This is a genomic window from Streptomyces sp. NPDC096323, from assembly GCF_040302845.1.
Classification (GTDB): domain Bacteria; phylum Actinomycetota; class Actinomycetes; order Streptomycetales; family Streptomycetaceae; genus Streptomyces.
Genome location: NZ_JBEOSI010000002.1, coordinates 313,307 through 330,532 on the forward strand (window position 1 = coordinate 313,307; position 17,226 = coordinate 330,532).

At 71.4% G+C, this 17,226-nt stretch carries 11 protein-coding genes; all 11 read left to right on the forward strand.

What is annotated here, in order from left to right; all coding sequences use genetic code 11:
• Positions 1-8 precede the first annotated feature (8 nt).
• Positions 9-674, forward strand: a complete 666-nt coding sequence (gene mreD / locus ABTX18_RS05420; RefSeq protein ID WP_352121414.1) for a rod shape-determining protein MreD — start codon at positions 9-11, stop codon at positions 672-674.
• Between the two features lie 106 nt (positions 675-780).
• Complete coding sequence (gene mrdA / locus ABTX18_RS05425; protein ID WP_352121415.1) at positions 781-2,946, forward strand: penicillin-binding protein 2; 2,166 nt, start codon at positions 781-783, stop codon at positions 2,944-2,946.
• Positions 2,946-4,136: a rod shape-determining protein RodA gene (gene rodA, locus ABTX18_RS05430; RefSeq protein WP_352121416.1), complete on the forward strand. Its 1,191-nt coding sequence runs from the start codon at positions 2,946-2,948 to the stop codon at positions 4,134-4,136. The genes mrdA and rodA overlap by 1 nt, the downstream gene beginning before the upstream one ends.
• A 52-nt stretch (positions 4,137-4,188) precedes the next feature.
• The gene (locus ABTX18_RS05435; protein ID WP_352121417.1) at positions 4,189-5,718 is read left to right on the forward strand and encodes a CYTH and CHAD domain-containing protein; all 1,530 of its coding nucleotides are present in this window, start codon (positions 4,189-4,191) and stop codon (positions 5,716-5,718) included.
• Positions 5,719-5,768: 50 nt separating this feature from the next.
• Complete coding sequence (locus tag ABTX18_RS05440) at positions 5,769-7,694, forward strand: TIGR03960 family B12-binding radical SAM protein (protein WP_352121418.1); 1,926 nt, start codon at positions 5,769-5,771, stop codon at positions 7,692-7,694.
• 105 nt (positions 7,695-7,799) lie between these two features.
• Positions 7,800-8,990, forward strand: a complete 1,191-nt coding sequence (locus ABTX18_RS05445; RefSeq protein WP_352121419.1) for a hypothetical protein — start codon at positions 7,800-7,802, stop codon at positions 8,988-8,990.
• A 122-nt stretch (positions 8,991-9,112) separates the two neighbouring features.
• Positions 9,113-9,895: a TIGR03936 family radical SAM-associated protein gene (locus ABTX18_RS05450; RefSeq protein WP_352121420.1), complete on the forward strand. Its 783-nt coding sequence runs from the start codon at positions 9,113-9,115 to the stop codon at positions 9,893-9,895.
• A 230-nt stretch (positions 9,896-10,125) separates the two neighbouring features.
• Positions 10,126-14,193 (forward strand): Rne/Rng family ribonuclease, encoded by a 4,068-nt coding sequence (locus ABTX18_RS05455; RefSeq protein ID WP_352121421.1) that lies wholly within the window; start codon positions 10,126-10,128, stop codon positions 14,191-14,193.
• 110 nt (positions 14,194-14,303) lie between these two features.
• The gene (gene galU / locus ABTX18_RS05460; protein WP_352121422.1) at positions 14,304-15,194 is read left to right on the forward strand and encodes a UTP--glucose-1-phosphate uridylyltransferase GalU; all 891 of its coding nucleotides are present in this window, start codon (positions 14,304-14,306) and stop codon (positions 15,192-15,194) included.
• Positions 15,195-15,254: 60 nt separating this feature from the next.
• Entirely contained in the window at positions 15,255-16,007 is a 753-nt protein-coding gene (locus ABTX18_RS05465) for a phosphocholine cytidylyltransferase family protein (protein WP_352121423.1), read from the forward strand.
• Positions 15,995-17,056 (forward strand): iron-containing alcohol dehydrogenase family protein, encoded by a 1,062-nt coding sequence (locus ABTX18_RS05470; protein WP_352121424.1) that lies wholly within the window; start codon positions 15,995-15,997, stop codon positions 17,054-17,056. The genes ABTX18_RS05465 and ABTX18_RS05470 overlap by 13 nt, the downstream gene beginning before the upstream one ends.
• Positions 17,057-17,226: the final 170 nt, after the last annotated feature.

Below are 17,226 nucleotides of genomic sequence, written 5' to 3' on the forward strand. Positions count from 1 at the left end.
TGATCCCCATGCGCGTCAACCGGACTCTGCTCTCCATCGTTCTGGTCGTGATCGCCCTCGTCGTCCAGGTATCCGTACTCGCCCGGCTCCAGCTCCCCGGCGCCGTACCCGACCTGCTGCTCATGGTCGTCCTCGGACTCGCCTTCGTGTACGGGCACGTCAGCGGGGGCCTCATCGGCTTCGGCGCGGGCCTCCTCGCGGACCTCGCGCCCCCGGCCGACCACGCCGCCGGACGCTACGCCCTGGTGCTCTGCGTCATCGGCTACCTCGCCGGACTGGCCAGGCCCGAGAACGGGCAACTCAAGTCCGCCTTCCTCCCGATGGCCGTGGTCGTCGCGGCGGCGATCGGATCGACGCTGCTCTACGCGGGCGTCGGCGCCCTCGTCGGCGACACGGCCGCCCGCCATGTGGGCCTGGGCAGCCTGCTGTTCACCGCGGCCGTCTACGACCTGCTCCTCGCGCCGTTCACCGTCCCGCTGATCATGGCCCTCGCCAGACGCACGGTGAACGACCCCCTGGCCGAGTCCTCCTCCGGCCGCGGCGACGTCGCGGCCGGCTGGCTCGCCGCGGGCACCGGGCTGCGGATCGGCAGCCAGCGCGGCGGACTCCGCGTCAAGGCCGCCCGCAACCGGGCCGCGCGCGCCGGACGGATCAAGGGAGTCAAGCGACTGTGAGGCCGCACCACCCGGGGGCCGCCGACCGCGCCCCCCGTACCCCCAGCCGAACCACCACCGGGGGCCACCCCCGTACCCCCAGCCCGACCACCAACGGGGGCGCCCCGTGAGCAATATTCCGGAGACGGGACGGACCCAGCGGGTCCAGATCCGCCTCATCGTCATCCAGGTCCTCGTCTTCTCCCTGCTGCTCACCCTCGGCGGCCGCCTCTGGTACCTCCAGATCCGCAACGGCCAGGAGTACTCCGACGAGGCGAAGAACAACCACGTCCAGCAGGTCGTCCAGCCCGCCGCCCGCGGCTCCATCCTCGACGCGCGTGGCGTACCCCTCGCCGACAACGAGACCCGCCTCGTCGTCTCCGCCAGCCGCACCGAGCTGCTGAAGATGGACGACGACGGCAAGGGCGTCCTGACCCGGCTCGCCGACGTACTCGACATGAAGCCCAAGGACGTCATCGACAAGGTCCGGCTCTGCGACGCGAAGACCCCGCAGCCCTGCTGGAACGGCTCGCCCTACCAGCCGATCCCCGTCACCGACGAGGCCACCACCCAGCAGGCCCTCCAGATCCGCGAACGCGCCGAGGACTTCCCCGGCATCACCGCCGAACCCACCGCCGTCCGCCGCTACGCCGCCCCCGGCAAGGCCAACACCGCCCAGGTCCTCGGCTACCTCTCACCCGTCACCGACGAAGAGATCACCAAGGCCCAGGACACCGAATCGCCCTACCTCCGCTCCGACCAGGTCGGCCGCTCCGGCCTGGAGCGCACGTACGACAAGGAACTGCGCGGCAAGGCAGGCGTCACCCGCTACGAGGTCGACAACCTCGGCCGGGTCATCGGCCAGGCCAAGAACGACGAGGCGGAGGCCGGCGCCAGCGTCGTCACCTCCATCGACGCCCGCGTCCAGGCCGTCGCCGAGTACGAGCTCAACCAGGCCATGAAGACGGCCCGCAAGGAGTTCGACACCAACACCGGCGAGAACTACAAGGCCGACTCCGGCGCCGTCGTCGTCATGGAGGCCAAGACCGGCCGCGTCGTCTCCATGGCCTCGCTGCCCAGCTACGACCCCAACGCCTGGGTCGGCGGCATCTCCGCCAAGGACTACGCCAGGCTCACCGGCAAGAATTCCAACTTCCCGCTCCTGAACCGGGCCATCCAGGGCCAGGCCGCCCCCGGCTCCATCTTCAAGGTCATCTCCTCCACCGCCGCCGTCAACGCCGGATACCCCTTCGACGGCAACTACCCCTGCCCCAGCTCGTACTCCATCGGCGGCCAGACCTTCAAGAACTTCGAGTCCCAGGGCCACGGCAGCATCACCATCGGCCGCGCCCTCGAAGTCTCCTGCGACACCGTGTACTACGGCCTCGCGCACAAGGAGTGGCAGAAGGACGGCGGGAACAGTCCCAAGAAGAACCCGAACGACTGGTTCTACAAGACCGCCCACCAGTTCGGCCTCGGCAAGGAGACCGGCATCGACCTCCCCAACGAGGTCAGCGGCCGGGTCCCGGACCGCCAGTGGAAGAAGAACTTCGCCAAGGCCAACCACGACGCCTGGTGCAAGCAGGGCAAGAAGGGCGGCACGTACGTCGAGCAGATCGCGTACGAGAACTGCCTCGAAGGCGACAAGATGCGCGCCGGTGACTCCGTCAACTACTCGATCGGCCAGGGCGACACGCTCGTCACCCCGATCCAGATGGCCACGATCTACGCGGCCATCTCCAACGGCGGCACGCTGTACGACCCCACCGTCGGCAAGGCGATCGTCAGCGGCGACGGCAAGTCCGTCCAGATGATCGAGCCCAAGTCGCACGGCAAACTCCCCTTCACCAGGAAGACGCGCAACCAGATAGACGAAGCCCTCGCGGGTGTCGCGACCCGCGGCTCCGCCGCCTGGCGATTCGGCGGCTGGCCGCAGGACAAGATCCCGATGCACGCCAAGACAGGCACGGCCGAGGTCTACGGCAAGCAGACGACCTCCTGGTTCGCCACGTACACCAAGGACTACTCGATCGTCATGACGATCTCCCAGGGCGGTACGGGTTCCGGTGCCTCGGGACCCGCCGTCCGCAACATCTACAACGCGCTCTACGGCCTCGACGCCACGGGCAAGCAGGACATCAAGAAGGCCCTGCTGCCGACGCCGCAGAAGTCCCTGCCGAAGATCCAGACGGACGGCACCATCGACGCCCCGAAGATCAAGCCCTACAACCCCGCCTCGCAGAAGCCGCCCACCGAGCAGACGCTCGCCGCGGTGCTGGGGAGGCGCGACTGATGGCTGGCTTCTCTGTCCCTCGCTACGGCCCCGAGCGCTCCGCGTGGGGCCGGCTCACCGCCCGTGACTCCGTCGTGCGCCGCCTCGACTGGCCGCTGCTCGGCTCGGCGATCGCGCTCTCCTTCATCGGCTCGCTGCTCGTCTGGTCGGCGACCCGCGGACGCGACACGCTCACCCACGGCGACCCGTACTACTTCCTCTTCCGCCACGCCCTCAACACGGGCATCGGCTTCGCCCTGATGGTCGGCACGATCTGGCTCGGCCACCGGACCCTGCGCGGCGCGGTGCCGATCCTGTACGGCCTGTCCGTGCTCCTCGTGATGGCGGTCCTCACCCCGCTCGGCGCCACCGTCAACGGCGCCCACGCCTGGATCCTGCTGCCCGGCGGCTTCTCCCTGCAGCCCTCGGAATTCACCAAGATCACCATCATCCTCGGCATGGCGATGCTGCTCGCCGCCCGCGTCGACGCGGGCGACCAGCTGCACCCCGACCACCGGACCGTCGCCAAGGCCCTCGGCCTCGCGGCGCTCCCGATGGCCGTCGTCATGGGCATGCCGGACCTCGGCTCCGTGATGGTCATGGCCGTCATCGTGCTCGGCGTCCTGCTGGCCTCCGGCGCCTCCAACCGCTGGGTCTTCGGACTCCTCGGCGCAGGCACCGCGGGCGCCGTCGCCATCTGGCAGCTCGGACTGCTCGACGACTACCAGATCGCCCGGTTCGCCGCCTTCGCCAACCCGGCGCTCGACCCGGCCGGCGTCGGCTACAACACCAACCAGGCCCGTATCGCGATCGGCTCCGGCGGCCTCTCCGGAACCGGCCTGTTCCAGGGCACCCAGACCACCGGCCAGTTCGTCCCCGAGCAGCAGACCGACTTCGTCTTCACCGTCGCCGGTGAGGAACTCGGCTTCCTCGGCGCCGGACTGATCCTGGTCCTGCTCGGCGTCGTCCTGTGGCGCGCCTGCCGCATCGCCCGCGAGACCACCGAGCTCTACGGCACGATCGTGGCCGCCGGAATCATCGCCTGGTTCGCGTTCCAGGCCTTCGAGAACATCGGCATGACGCTCGGCATCATGCCGGTCGCCGGACTGCCCCTGCCGTTCGTCTCCTACGGAGGCTCCTCGATGTTCGCCGTCTGGGTGGCCATCGGACTGCTCCAGTCGATCAGGATGCAGCGGCCGATAACGGCCTGATCCGGCACACACCGCCCTGCATATCCGCCCCTTTCGCGGATAGATTCGGTATATGGCGGACTCCAAGCGAGAGATCGAGCGGAAGTACGAAGCCGCGACCGAGACCCGGCTGCCCGACCTGACGAAGGTGCCCGGGGTCTCGGCCGTCCTCCACCGGGGCGTGAGCGAACTCGACGCCGTCTACTACGACACCCATGACTTCCGCCTTGCCGCGGACTCCCTGACCCTGCGGCGCAGGACCGGCGGGAGCGACGCCGGCTGGCACCTCAAATTCCCCGTCGCCCCCGGCGTCCGTGACGAGATCCAGGCCCCGCCGGCCGACACGCTCCCCGGCGAACTCGCCGCACTGCTCCGCTCCCGGGTCCGCGACGCGGAGATCGTCCCCGTCGTCCGGATCCTCACCACCCGCGACGTCCACCACCTCGTCGACGACGAGGGAGGGCTCCTCGCCGAACTCGGCGTCGACGAGGTCTGCGCCCAGCGGCTGCCGGAGAGCGGCGGCCCCACGGCGGCCTGGACGGAGATCGAGGTGGAGCTCTCCGACGACGGCGACCCCGCGCTCCTGGACGCCGTCGAGAAGCGGCTGTGCAAGAAGGGCGTGCGGCCCGCGGCCTCCACCTCCAAGCTGGCCAGGGCCCTGGAGGAGACCGCATCGGGCTCCGTGCCCCCCGGGACGAAGGAGCGGCAGGGCGCCCCCGTCACCGCGGGGGACCACGTCCTCGCCTACCTACGCCGCCAGGCCGAGGCGATCGTCACCCTCGACCCGGCGGTGCGGCGCGACCTGCCCGACTCCGTACACCGGATGCGGGTCGCCACCCGTCGGCTGCGCAGCGCCTTCAAGACGTACCGCGCCCTCCTCGACCGGAGCGTCACCGACCCGGTCGGCGACGAGCTGAAGTGGCTCGCCACCGAGCTCGGCGCCGGACGCGACCACGAGGTGCTCGACAAACGCCTGCGCACCCGCCTCGGCGGCGTCCCGCAGACCCTGCTCCTGGGGCCGGCCGCCGCCCGGTTGCACGTATGGTCCACCGCCCACGGCATCGAATCCCGGGAGCGCGTCCTCGCCGCGCTGAACGGCGCGCGCTATGTGGCGCTCCTGGAGCGCCTCGACGCGCTTCTCGCGGACCCGCCGCTGCGCAAGGCCGCAGGCCACGCCCCCGGCAAGGAGCTGCCCCGGGCCGTTTGGAAGGACTATGAGCGCCTGGCGGCCCGTGTCGCCCACGCCTTCGAACAGCCGCCCGGTCACGACCGGGACGTGGCGACGCACGAGGCCCGCAAGGCCGCCAAGCGCGCCCGCTACGCGGCGGCCGCCGCCAGGCCCGCGCTCGGGAAGCCCGCCAAGAAGTTCGCCAAGCGGATGAAGGCCGTGCAATCGGTGCTCGGCGACCACCAGGACAGCGTCGTCGCCCGCGACACCCTGCGCACGCTGGCCGTCCAGGCACATGCGGCGGGGGAGACCGCCTTCACCTGGGGGTTGCTGTACGGGGAGGAGGAGGCGTCCGCCGCCGGCCGGGAGCGCGAACTGCCGCAGGTCTGGGCGAGGGCGTCCAGGCCCCGGCTGCGGTCGGCGCTGAAGGGCTGAGCAGCGCGGTACGCTGGATGGTCACCCCTGCCAGCTCTCGAAAGTTCGCGATGTCTGTCGATTCGGTCTTCCCACAGCTCGAAGCTCTGCTCCCGCATGTGCAGAAGCCCATCCAGTACGTCGGCGGTGAGCTGAACTCCACCGTCAAACCGTGGGACGAATGCGACGTCCGCTGGGCCCTCATGTACCCGGACGCCTACGAGGTCGGGCTCCCCAACCAGGGCGTCATGATCCTGTACGAGGTGCTCAACGAGCGCCAGGGCGTCCTCGCCGAGCGCACGTACAGCGTCTGGCCGGACCTCGAAGCGCTGATGCGCGAGCACAAGGTGCCGCAGTTCACCGTGGACGGCCACCGCCCGGTCAAGGCGTTCGACGTCTTCGGGCTGAGCTTCTCCACCGAGCTCGGCTACACCAACATGCTCACCGCCCTGGACCTGGCCGGCATCCCCCTCTCCGCGAAGGACCGCGGCCTCGACGACCCGATCGTGCTCGCCGGCGGCCACGCCGCGTTCAACCCCGAGCCCATCGCGGAGTTCATCGACTGCGCGGTCATCGGCGACGGCGAGCAGGCGGTCCTGGAGATCACCGAGATCATCCGCGCCTGGAAGGCCGAGGGCCGCCCCGGCGGCCGCGAGGAGGTGCTCTTCCGCCTCGCGAAGACCGGCGGCGTCTACGTCCCCGGCTTCTACGACGTCGAGTACCTCCCGGACGGCCGCATCGGCCGCGTCGTACCGAACAAGTCGGGCGTGCCGTGGCGGGTGTCCAAGCACACCGTCATGGACCTCGACGAGTGGCCCTACCCCAAGCAGCCCCTCGTCCCCCTCGCCGAGACCGTGCACGAGCGGATGTCCGTGGAGATCTTCCGCGGCTGCACCCGCGGCTGCCGTTTCTGCCAGGCCGGCATGATCACGCGCCCCGTGCGGGAGCGAAGCATCACCGGCATCGGCGAGATGGTGGAGAAGGGCCTCAAGGCGACGGGCTTCGAGGAAGTGGGTCTGCTGTCCCTCTCCTCCGCGGACCACAGCGAGATCGGTGAGATCGCCAAGGGCCTCGCCGACCGCTACACCGAGGACAAGATCGGCCTCTCGCTGCCGTCCACCCGCGTCGACGCGTTCAACGTGGACCTGGCCAACGAGCTGACCCGCAACGGACGCCGCTCCGGCCTCACCTTCGCCCCCGAGGGCGGCTCCGAGCGCATGCGCAAGGTCATCAACAAGATGGTCTCGGAGGAGGACCTGATCCGTACGGTCTCCACCGCGTACGGCAACGGCTGGCGTCAGGTGAAGCTGTACTTCATGTGCGGCCTGCCCACCGAGACCGACGACGACGTCCTGCAGATCGGCGACATGGCGGTCAAGGTGATCGCCAAGGGCCGAGAGGTCTCCGGACAGAACGACATCCGCTGCACCGTCTCCATCGGCGGCTTCGTCCCCAAGCCGCACACCCCCTTCCAGTGGGCCCCGCAGCTCAGCGCCGAGGAGACCGACGCCCGGCTGACCAAGCTCCGCGACAAGATCCGCGGCGACAAGAAGTACGGCCGCTCGATCGGCTTCCGCTACCACGACGGCAAGCCCGGCATCGTCGAGGGGCTGCTCTCCCGCGGTGACCGCCGCGTCGGCGCCGTCATCCGGGAGGTCTACGAGGCCGGCGGCCGCTTCGACGGCTGGCGCGAGTACTTCAGCTACGACCTCTGGATGAAGAGCGCCGAGAAGGCACTGCCCGCCTTCGGCGTGGACGTCGACTGGTACACCACCCGCGAGCGGACGTACGAGGAGGTCCTGCCCTGGGACCACCTGGACTCCGGTCTCGACAAGGACTGGCTCTGGGAGGACTGGCAGGACTCGCTCGACGAGACCGAGGTCGAGGACTGCCGCTGGACGCCGTGCTTCGACTGTGGCGTCTGTCCTCAGATGGACACGAGCATTCAGATCGGCCCCACAGGCAAGAAGCTCCTTCCGCTGACGGTCGTGAAGTGAGGAACCGTCAGTGAGGTGACACCGCCCGGCTCCTGACGGGTGACAGCTCGGTGACGAAGGCCCGGTCGGGGAAACCCCCGACCGGGCCTTCGCGTCATCAGCTGCATGGAATACGGAAAGCACCAGGCACCCGCGCGGTACGAGAGCGGTGACGGCTGTCTGACCACGCTCGTCAGGATTCCGGTGCGGATCGTCGTCCTCGTGCTCGTCCTGCCGGTGCGGATGGTGTGGGACGCCCTGGTCGTGGGCGCGCGTGCCGCCGACCGGATCCTGCTGCGCCCGCTGGGGCGCGCGCTGGCGTGGCTCTTCGAGGTACTGGCCGTGATTCCGGCCCGATGGCTGTACGCCCAGGTGCTGACCCCGCTCGGGCACGGGCTGCGGTGGCTGGCCACGGCGGTGTTCGTGTGGCCGTGGGTCGCGCTGTGGCGGTACGTGGTGGTGCCCGGGGTCTGGTATGGCATCGTGGTGCCGGTCACATGGGTCTACGCGCACGTGCTCACGCCGATCGGGCACGGGCTGCTGTGGTTCCGGCGGGCGCTTCTGGACCCGGCCGGACGGGGGATCGCGACCGCTGTGAAGTGGCTGCTCACCGTCGTGCTCGTGATGCCGGTGGTCCTGCTGTGGCGGTATGTCCTCAAGCCGCTGGGGCTGGCCGTCGCCTGGCTGGTGGAGCATCTGATCGTGCTGCCCCTGGCGTGGACGTACCGGGAACTGCTCACCCCGCTGGGCCACGGCATCGCCTGGCTCCTCGAGCTCCTGGTCCGCGGCATCGAGGCCGGCTGCCGGGGGCTGTGGGCCGCCGTGCGGTGGCTGGTCACCGTCCTGCTCGTGATCCCGGTGGTGTGGGTGTACCGGCGCGTCCTGACGCCCGTCGGCCGGGAGATCGCCGCCGCGTTCGGCGTTGCCTGGCGGGTCGCCGGATTCCTCTCGCGGGCTGTCGGGCGGGCCCTGGCCTGGCTGGCGTGGCACCTGGTCGGGGCGCCGGTGACCTGGGCCTACCGCAACGTGTGCACCCCGGTCGGGCACTTCCTGCGGGACGCCGTACTGGCGCCGGCCGGACGGGCGGCCCTCGCGATGGGCCGGACGGCCCGGCAGACGCTGCGTACGGCACGCGAGACCGTGCGGCAGGCCAGGCGCGACGCATGGCGGGCCCTGGTCGGCGGAGCCCGGGAACCGGAGCCCCGGGAACCGGGAAGCGTCCTTGCGCGTACTCTGGGTAGTACAACGACTGTGCCCAGCGCGGTGCCCGAACCAGAGATCTCCCTGCGGACAGAGAAATCCGCTCCGCAGGGGTGAGCCGGACCGGACACGCCGGGGCCATCCGTATTTGTGGGCGGCGCGCCACCGCGTCCGCCCCGCACCGAGGAGAAGAACCACTGGGCAAGCGACAGCCCGAAGGCCCGCCGCCCGCACCGGCAGTGCAGCGCATCCGACTGCGCTACACCAAGCGCGGCCGCCTCCGGTTCACCAGTCATCGAGACTTCCAGCGTGCCTTCGAGCGGGCGCTGCGCCGCTCCGAGGTGCCCATGGCCTACTCGGCGGGCTTCACGCCGCACCCCAAGGTCTCGTACGCCAACGCCGCACCCACCGGCACCGGCAGCGAGGCCGAGTTCCTGGAGATCGCCCTCACCGAGGCCCGTGACCCGGGCACCCTGCGCGAGCTGCTCAACGACTCGCTGCCCGACGGTCTCGACATCACCGACGCCGTCGAGGCCCGCACCTCGGGTCTCGCGGACCGGCTCACCGCCTCCATCTGGGAGATGCGGCTGAACGGGGTAGCCGTCGAGGACGCCGAGAAGGCGGTCGCAGCGTTCAACGCGGCGGAGAGCGTCGAGGTCGAGCGCCGTACGAAGAACGGGGTGCGGAGCTTCGACGCACGGTCCGCCGTCGTCGACCTGCAGGCCCTTGATCATCAGCCTGATAGGCCCGGCGACAAGGCCTGTGCGATACTGCGGCTGGTTGTTCGGCACGTGACACCTGCCGTTCGGCCTGACGACGTCCTGTCCGGTCTCCGCGTTGTGGCCGACCTGGCGCCGCCGGTCCCCGCAGCGGTGACCAGGCTGGCGCAGGGGCTCTTCGACGAGGAGTCCGGCACGGTGACCGACCCGCTCGCGCCTGACCGCGAGGCAGCCCCGGCCGCTCCATCCAAGGCCGCCGGGACCGCCGTCGCGACAGCGCCTGAAGGTGCAGGTTCCGCGTAGGGCGGTCGTTGTAGCGCAGCCCTCGGACTCGGGAGCCACCTGGGCCGGGCCGCGCGCTGACCCATAAGACTTTCGCCAGGCCGTGCGCACCGCGTAGGGAACCGGCGAGCCAGACATTCAGCCCCCGTGCGGCGCCCGCGCCCCGGACGGCGGAACCGCGTACACCACGCGGACCGTGCCGGACCGGAATCAGACGCGGCGCCCGGGAGCCCGACGGGAGAACCGCCCGCATGCCTCAGCCCATCGAACCCGGCACGACCGGGAACGCAGAAGACAACAACGCCCCCGGGGACAAGCTGCCGCCGCGCCGCAGGCGCCGCGCCGCGTCCCGCCCGGCCGGCCCGCCCACGGCGGGCGTCCAGGCCGGCGCCGAGGCTCCGGCCATACCGGCCGTTGACGCCGGAGAGTCCCAGAGCAGTACCGAGACCACCCCCGAGGCCGCGCCGCCCGCCCGTGCGCGCCGCCGGGCCGTCCGCAAGGCGACCGCCCCCGCCGGTGCGCCGCAGGCCGTGGAGACCGTGGAGATCGTGGAGCCGGCACTCGCGGCTCCCGCACCGGCCGAGGAGCAGGCCGCGCCGCCCGCGGAGGAGCAGGCCGTGGAGCCGGTCGAGGCGCCGCGTGCGCGTCGCCGTGCGTCCCGCAAGGCGACCGCCCCGGCGGGTGCCCCGCAGACCGCCGAGGCCGCCGTGGTCGTGGAGCCGGCTGCGGAGCCGGTCGAGGAGGACGCCGCGGAGCCGGTCCAGGCACCGCGTGCCCGCCGCCGGGCCGTCCGCAAGGCGACCGCCCCCGCCGGTGCGCCGCAGGCCGCCGAGGTGGCCGAGATCGTCGAGGAGGCCGTCGCGGCCGAGGCCGCCGAGCCCGCCGTGGCCGAGCCCGTCACCGAGGCGCCGCGTGGCCGTACCCGGCGCAGGGCATCCGCCCCCGCCGGCGCCCCGCAGGCCACCCGGACCGAAGCCGCCGAGCCGGCTGCCGCAGCCGCGCCGGTCGCCGAGCCCGCGCCCGCGCCGGTCGAGGAAGAGGCCGCGGAGCCCGTCGAGGCCCCGCGTGGCCGCCGTCGCGCGTCCCGCAAGGCGAGCTCTCCGGCGGGTTCCCCGCAGGTCACCGAGGCCGCCGAGGAGCGCACCGAGGTCCCGGCGGGCGAGAGCCTGCCCGAGGCCGCCGTGGAGGAGCTGGCCGCCGAGACGGCCGAGGTCGAGGAGGCCGCCCCGCGCGGCCGTCAGCGCCGCCGGGCCACCGCCGCGGCGGGCCGGCCCGAGTTCACCGGCAAGGTCGAGGAGCCTGCGCGCGGCAGCCGCCGGGCGACGCGCCCCGCAGTCGCCGTGTTCCAGGCGCCGGTCTTCGCCGAGCCGATGTTCCAGACCCCGGAGACCGCGGCCGCCGCTGCGGCCGCCGCACCCGCGGCCCCGCTCGACGAGGAGCCCGAGGACGAGACCGTGACGGTGGAGGAGCAGGCCGCTCCCGAGCAGGCCGCCCCCGCCGAGAGCGGCGGTTCGCGTCGCCGTCGCCGCCGCCGCGGTGAGGCCGCCGAGGCCGAGCCCGTCGCCGCCGCTCCCGCCGCCGCGCCGGTCCAGGAGCAGGCCGAGGACGAGCAGGAGCCTTCGAACGAGAGCGACGCCGAGCAGGACGGGGAGGAGACCGACGAGTACGGCGACCGCCCGTCGCGCCGTCGCCGTCGCGGTGGCCGTCGCCGCCGCCGGGGCGAGTCCGCCGAGGACGACGCCGCCGAGCAGCACGCGGAGGACGCGGTCGCCGAGCGTTCCGAGGACGAGCACGAGGGTGCTCAGGAGTCCGAGGACGAGCAGGACGACAACGACAACGGGGCTTCCGGATCCAGCAGCAGCCGTCGGCGCCGTCGCCGTCGTCGCCGCAGCGGTGACGCCTCGTCCGACGCCGAGAACGGCACGGACGACCCGGAGCGCACGGTCGTCAAGGTCCGCGAGCCGCGGGAGCGCCGCGCGAAGGAGACGGCCGAGCGCGAGCCCGGCACCGGCTTCGACGAGGTCCAGTCCATCAAGGGCTCGACCCGTATGGAGGCGAAGAAGCAGCGCCGCCGTGAGGGCCGCGAGCAGGGCCGTCGCCGGGTGCCGATCATCACCGAGGCGGAGTTCCTCGCCCGTCGCGAGGCCGTCGAGCGCGTCATGGTCGTCCGCCAGAGCGGCGAGCGCACCCAGATCGGCGTCCTCGAGGACGATGTGCTCGTCGAGCACTACGTCAACAAGGAGCAGGCCACCAGCTACGTCGGCAACGTCTACCTGGGCAAGGTCCAGAACGTCCTGCCGTCCATGGAGGCCGCCTTCGTCGACATCGGCAAGGGCCGCAACGCCGTCCTGTACGCCGGTGAGGTCAACTTCGAGGCGCTCGGCATGGCCCATGGGCCGCGCCGTATCGAGACCGCGCTCAAGTCCGGTCAGTCCGTCCTCGTGCAGGTGACGAAGGACCCGATCGGCCACAAGGGCGCCCGCCTGACCAGTCAGGTCTCGCTGCCCGGCCGCTACCTCGTCTACGTGCCCGAGGGCTCGATGACCGGGATCAGCCGCAAGCTGCCCGACACCGAGCGCGCCCGGCTCAAGACCATCCTCAAGAAGATCGTCCCCGAGGACGCGGGCGTCATCGTCCGTACCGCGGCGGAGGGCGCCAGCGAGGACGAGCTGCGCCGCGACGTCGAGCGGCTGCAGCAGCAGTGGGAGGACATCCAGAAGAAGTCGAAGAGCAGCGGCAGCTCCAACGCGCCGACGCTGCTCTACGGCGAGCCGGACATGACCGTCCGGGTCGTCCGCGACATCTTCAACGAGGACTTCTCCAAGGTCATCGTCAGCGGTGACGACGCGTGGGAGACCATCCACGGCTATGTCTCGCACGTGGCGCCCGACCTGACGGACCGGCTGTCGCGGTGGACCTCCGAGGTCGACATCTTCGCGACGTACCGGATCGACGAGCAGCTCATGAAGGCGCTGGACCGCAAGGTCTACCTGCCGAGCGGCGGCTCGCTGGTGATCGACAAGACCGAGGCGATGGTCGTCGTCGACGTCAACACCGGCAAGTTCACCGGTCAGGGCGGAAACCTCGAGGAGACCGTCACCAAGAACAACCTGGAGGCGGCCGAGGAGATCGTGCGTCAGCTGCGGCTGCGCGACCTCGGTGGCATCGTCGTCGTCGACTTCATCGACATGGTGCTGGAGTCCAACAGGGATCTGGTGCTGCGGCGTCTGCTGGAGTGCCTGGGCCGTGACCGTACGAAGCACCAGGTCGCCGAGGTCACCTCGCTCGGCCTGGTCCAGATGACCCGTAAGCGGGTCGGCCAGGGTCTGCTGGAGTCGTTCTCCGAGACCTGTGTCCACTGCAACGGGCGCGGCGTGATCGTGCACATGGAGCAGCCCACCTCGGTCGGCGGCGGCAACGGCAAGCGTGCCAAGAAGCGCCGCGGCGGTGCGGGCCTGGAGCACGACCACGACCACGAGCACCTTTCCGAGTCGGACACCGACGTCGAGACCGAGGCGGAGGTGGCGGCGGAGGTCGCGGCCCCGCTGGCGCTTCCCGAGCCGGAGTTCGTCCCGGACGAGGAGCTGTACAGCAGCCCGGCCGAGGCCGAGGCGGCTGCCGGTCGTGGCCGCGGCCGGCGCCGGGCGACCCGTAAGGCGACGGCTCCGGCCGGCGCCCCGCGGGCCGCGTCCGCTCCGGCCCCGGTGGCCGAGCCGGCCGTGACGCCGGAGCCCGTGGTGGAGCCGGAGCCCGTCGTGGCACCGGAGCCGGTCGCCGAGGCCCCGGCCGAGGCGCCCCAGGGTCGTACGCGCCGTCGGGCGACCCGTAAGGCGACCGCCCCGGCGGGTTCGCCCGCACCGGCCGCCGAGCCTGCCCCGGTCGTCGAGCCCACGCCCACCCCCCTCGCGGAGGAGCCGGTGTCCGACGCCGATCCCGTCGCCGCGGAGGACCCGGTCGTCGAGGCGCCGCACGTCGAGGCCCCTGCCGAGGAGCCGGCACCGCCGCGTGCCCGGCGCCGGGCGACCCGTAAGGCCACCGCGCCCGCGGGTTCCCCCGCAGGCGCCGAGGACGCCGCGGTCGTCGTGGTGACGGGCGCCGAGCCGGAGTCCGCCCCCGAGGCCGAGGCCGAAACGGCACCGGCGAAGAAGGCGGTCCGCAAGACGGCGAAGAAGGCCACGGCGAAGAAGGCGGCCGTCAAGAAGACGACGGCTGCCAAGAAGACCGCCGCGAAGAAGACGACGGCGAAGAAGGCGGCGAAGAAGACGGTGGCGGCCGAGCAGTCCTCGCCGTCCGTCACGGCTTCGGCCGACGAGGCCTGATCCGCCTCGCACCGCGCGCGACACAGTCGGGCCGGTCCCTCCACGGGGCCGGCCGGCTGCGTTCCGGCGTCCGGCCGCCCCTGCCATCTGATACGGAAGTTTCTCAGCACATGCGCAAGATCCAGAAGGCCGTCATACCTGCCGCCGGGCTCGGTACCCGGTTCCTGCCGGCGACCAAGGCGACTCCCAAGGAGATGCTGCCGGTCGTCGACAAGCCGGCGATCCAGTACGTCGTGGAGGAGGCCGCCGCCGCGGGGCTGAGCGACGTGCTGATGATCACCGGGCGCAACAAGCGTGCCCTCGAGGATCACTTCGACCGGAACTACGAGCTGGAGTCGGCGCTCACCCGCAAGGGCGACGACGAACGGCTGGTCCGGGTCCAGGAGTCCAGCGACCTGGCGACCATGCACTACGTCCGGCAGGGCGACCCGAAGGGCCTCGGCCACGCCGTCCTGTGCGCGGAGCCGCACGTCGGCGCGGAGCCCTTCGCGGTCCTGCTCGGCGACGACCTGATCGACCCGCGCGACCCGCTGCTGACCCGCATGACCGAGATCCAGGAGCGCGAGGGCGGCAGCGTCGTCGCGCTGATGGAGGTCGCGCCGGAGCAGATCCACCTGTACGGATGCGCCGCGGTGGAGTCCACGGCTGATGGCGACGTCGTCCGGGTCACCGGTCTGGTCGAGAAGCCCGAGCCGGGCGACGCCCCCAGCAATCTCGCGGTCATCGGACGGTACGTCCTGGACCCGGCCGTATTCGGGGTGCTGCGCGACACGGAACCCGGCCGGGGCGGCGAGATCCAGCTGACCGACGCGCTGCAGCAGCTGGCCGCGGACGAGAAGCTCGGCGGTCCGGTGCACGGCGTCGTCTTCCGCGGCCGCCGCTACGACACCGGCGACCGGGGCGACTACCTGCGGGCCATCGTCCGGCTCGCCTCCGAGCGCGAGGACCTGGGCCCCGACTTCCGCAGCTGGCTGCGCGACTTCGTGACCAACGAGCTCTGAACGACCGCACCCGCACACACTCCACCGACACCCCCGCACCAAGGACCAAGGAGAACCCTCATGATCGGCATGATTCTGGCGGCCGGCGCAGGCCGACGTCTGCGCCCCTACACCGACACGCTTCCCAAGGCCCTGGTGCCGGTCGGTCCCGAGGGGGACGAGGAGAGCCTGACCGTCGTCGACCTGACGCTCGGCAACTTCGCCGAGGTCGGCCTGACCGACGTCGCGATCATCGTGGGCTACCGCAAGGAGGCCCTGTACGAGCGCAAGGCCGCCCTCGAGGCCAAGTACGGCGTCACGCTCACGCTGATCGACAACGACAAGGCCGAGGAGTGGAACAACGCCTACTCCCTCTGGTGCGGCCGTGACGCCCTCAAGGACGGCGTGATCCTCGCCAACGGCGACACCGTGCACCCCGTCTCCGTCGAGAAGACGCTGCTCGCCGCCCGCGGCGAGGGCAAGAAGATCATCCTCGCCCTCGACACGGTGAAGCAGCTCGCCGACGAGGAGATGAAGGTCGTCGTCGACCCCGCCAAGGGCGTTCAGCGGATCACCAAGCTGATGGACCCGGCCGAGGCCACCGGCGAGTACATCGGTGTCACCCTCATCGAGGGCGACGCGGCCGCGGAGCTGGCCGACGCCCTGAAGACCACCTTCGAGCGCGACCCGGACCTCTACTACGAGGACGGCTACCAGGAGCTCGTCAACCGCGGCTTCAAGGTCGACGTGGAGCCGATCGGCGACGTCAAGTGGGTCGAGATCGACAACCACGAGGACCTGGCCAAGGGCAGGAAGATCGCGTGCCAGTACTGACCCGGCTGATACCCGCGCCGGTCGTCGTCGACATCCGGGCCGGCGCTCTGGCGGATCTGGCGGGCGTCCTCGCCGATCAGCGGATCTCCGGCTCGGGCAAGCTGGCGATCGCGATCAGCGGGGGTTCCGGCCGGGCGCTGCGGGAGCGGCTCTCGGACAGCCTGCCGGGTGCTTCATGGTTCGAGGTGGGCGGCGGCACGCTGGACGACGCCGTCAAGCTCGCCGAGGCCATGAAGTCCGGCCGGTACGACGCCGTCGTCGGTCTCGGCGGCGGCAAGATCATCGACTGTGCGAAGTTCGCCGCGGCGCGCGTCGGGCTGCCGCTGGTCGCCGTGGCGACGAACCTGTCCCACGACGGTCTGTGCTCACCGGTGGCCACGCTGGACAACGACGCGGGCCGCGGCTCGTACGGTGTCCCGAACCCGATCGCCGTCGTCATCGACCTCGACATCATCCGTGAGGCGCCGGTCCGCTTCGTACGGTCCGGGATCGGTGACGCGCTCTCGAACATCTCCGCCGTCGCAGACTGGGAGCTCGCCCACCGGGTCAACGGCGAGGACATCGACGGACTGGCCGCCGCGATGGCCAGGCAGGCCGGCGAGGCCGTGCTGCGCCACCCCGGGCACCTGGGCGACGACGCCTTCCTCCAGGTGCTGGCCGAGGGGCTGGTGCTGACCGGTATCTCGATGTCGGTGGCGGGGGACAGCCGTCCCGCCTCCGGCGCCTGCCACGAGATCAACCACGCCTTCGACCTGCTCTTCCCACAGCGGGCGGCGAGCCACGGCGAGCAGTGCGGTCTGGGTGCGGCGTTCGCGATGCACCTGCGCGGCGCGCACCAGGAGTCCGTACGGATGGCCGAGGCGCTGCGGCGCCACGGGCTGCCGGTCACGGCGGAGGAGATCGGCTTCAGCGCGGACGAGTTCGTCCAGGTGGTCGAGTTCGCCCCCCGGACCAGGCCCGGCCGCTACACGGTCCTGGAACACCTGAACCTGTCCGCGGACGGGATCAAGGACGCCTACGCCGACTACGTCAGGGCGGCGGCGGCCTGAAAGTCGGCCCGGTTTGACCGGGCTGTACAAGGCCCCGTAATCTTGACCGTCGGCGTTTGTTCCGCCACACCTCTGAGCACCCACCTCCCGCTCGTACGGGAGAGGCCGCTCGTCCAATCCGGATCGTCATGGGTCTTAGGACCCGTGTGAGCGGCTGGCTTCAGAGGTTT

What these genes read in the sequence shown, in the direction of transcription:
- galU (WP_352121422.1), top strand. Translation starts at nt 14,304, where the DNA reads ATGCGCAAGATCCAGAAGGCCGTCATACCTGCCGCCGGGCTCGGTACC.
- ABTX18_RS05445 (WP_352121419.1), top strand. Translation starts at nt 7,800, where the DNA reads ATGGAATACGGAAAGCACCAGGCACCCGCGCGGTACGAGAGCGGTGAC.
- ABTX18_RS05435 (WP_352121417.1), top strand. Translation starts at nt 4,189, where the DNA reads ATGGCGGACTCCAAGCGAGAGATCGAGCGGAAGTACGAAGCCGCGACC.
- ABTX18_RS05455 (WP_352121421.1), top strand. Translation starts at nt 10,126, where the DNA reads ATGCCTCAGCCCATCGAACCCGGCACGACCGGGAACGCAGAAGACAAC.
- ABTX18_RS05440 (WP_352121418.1), top strand. Translation starts at nt 5,769, where the DNA reads ATGTCTGTCGATTCGGTCTTCCCACAGCTCGAAGCTCTGCTCCCGCAT.
- ABTX18_RS05465 (WP_352121423.1), top strand. Translation starts at nt 15,255, where the DNA reads ATGATCGGCATGATTCTGGCGGCCGGCGCAGGCCGACGTCTGCGCCCC.
- mreD (WP_352121414.1), top strand. Translation starts at nt 9, where the DNA reads ATGCGCGTCAACCGGACTCTGCTCTCCATCGTTCTGGTCGTGATCGCC.
- rodA (WP_352121416.1), top strand. Translation starts at nt 2,946, where the DNA reads ATGGCTGGCTTCTCTGTCCCTCGCTACGGCCCCGAGCGCTCCGCGTGG.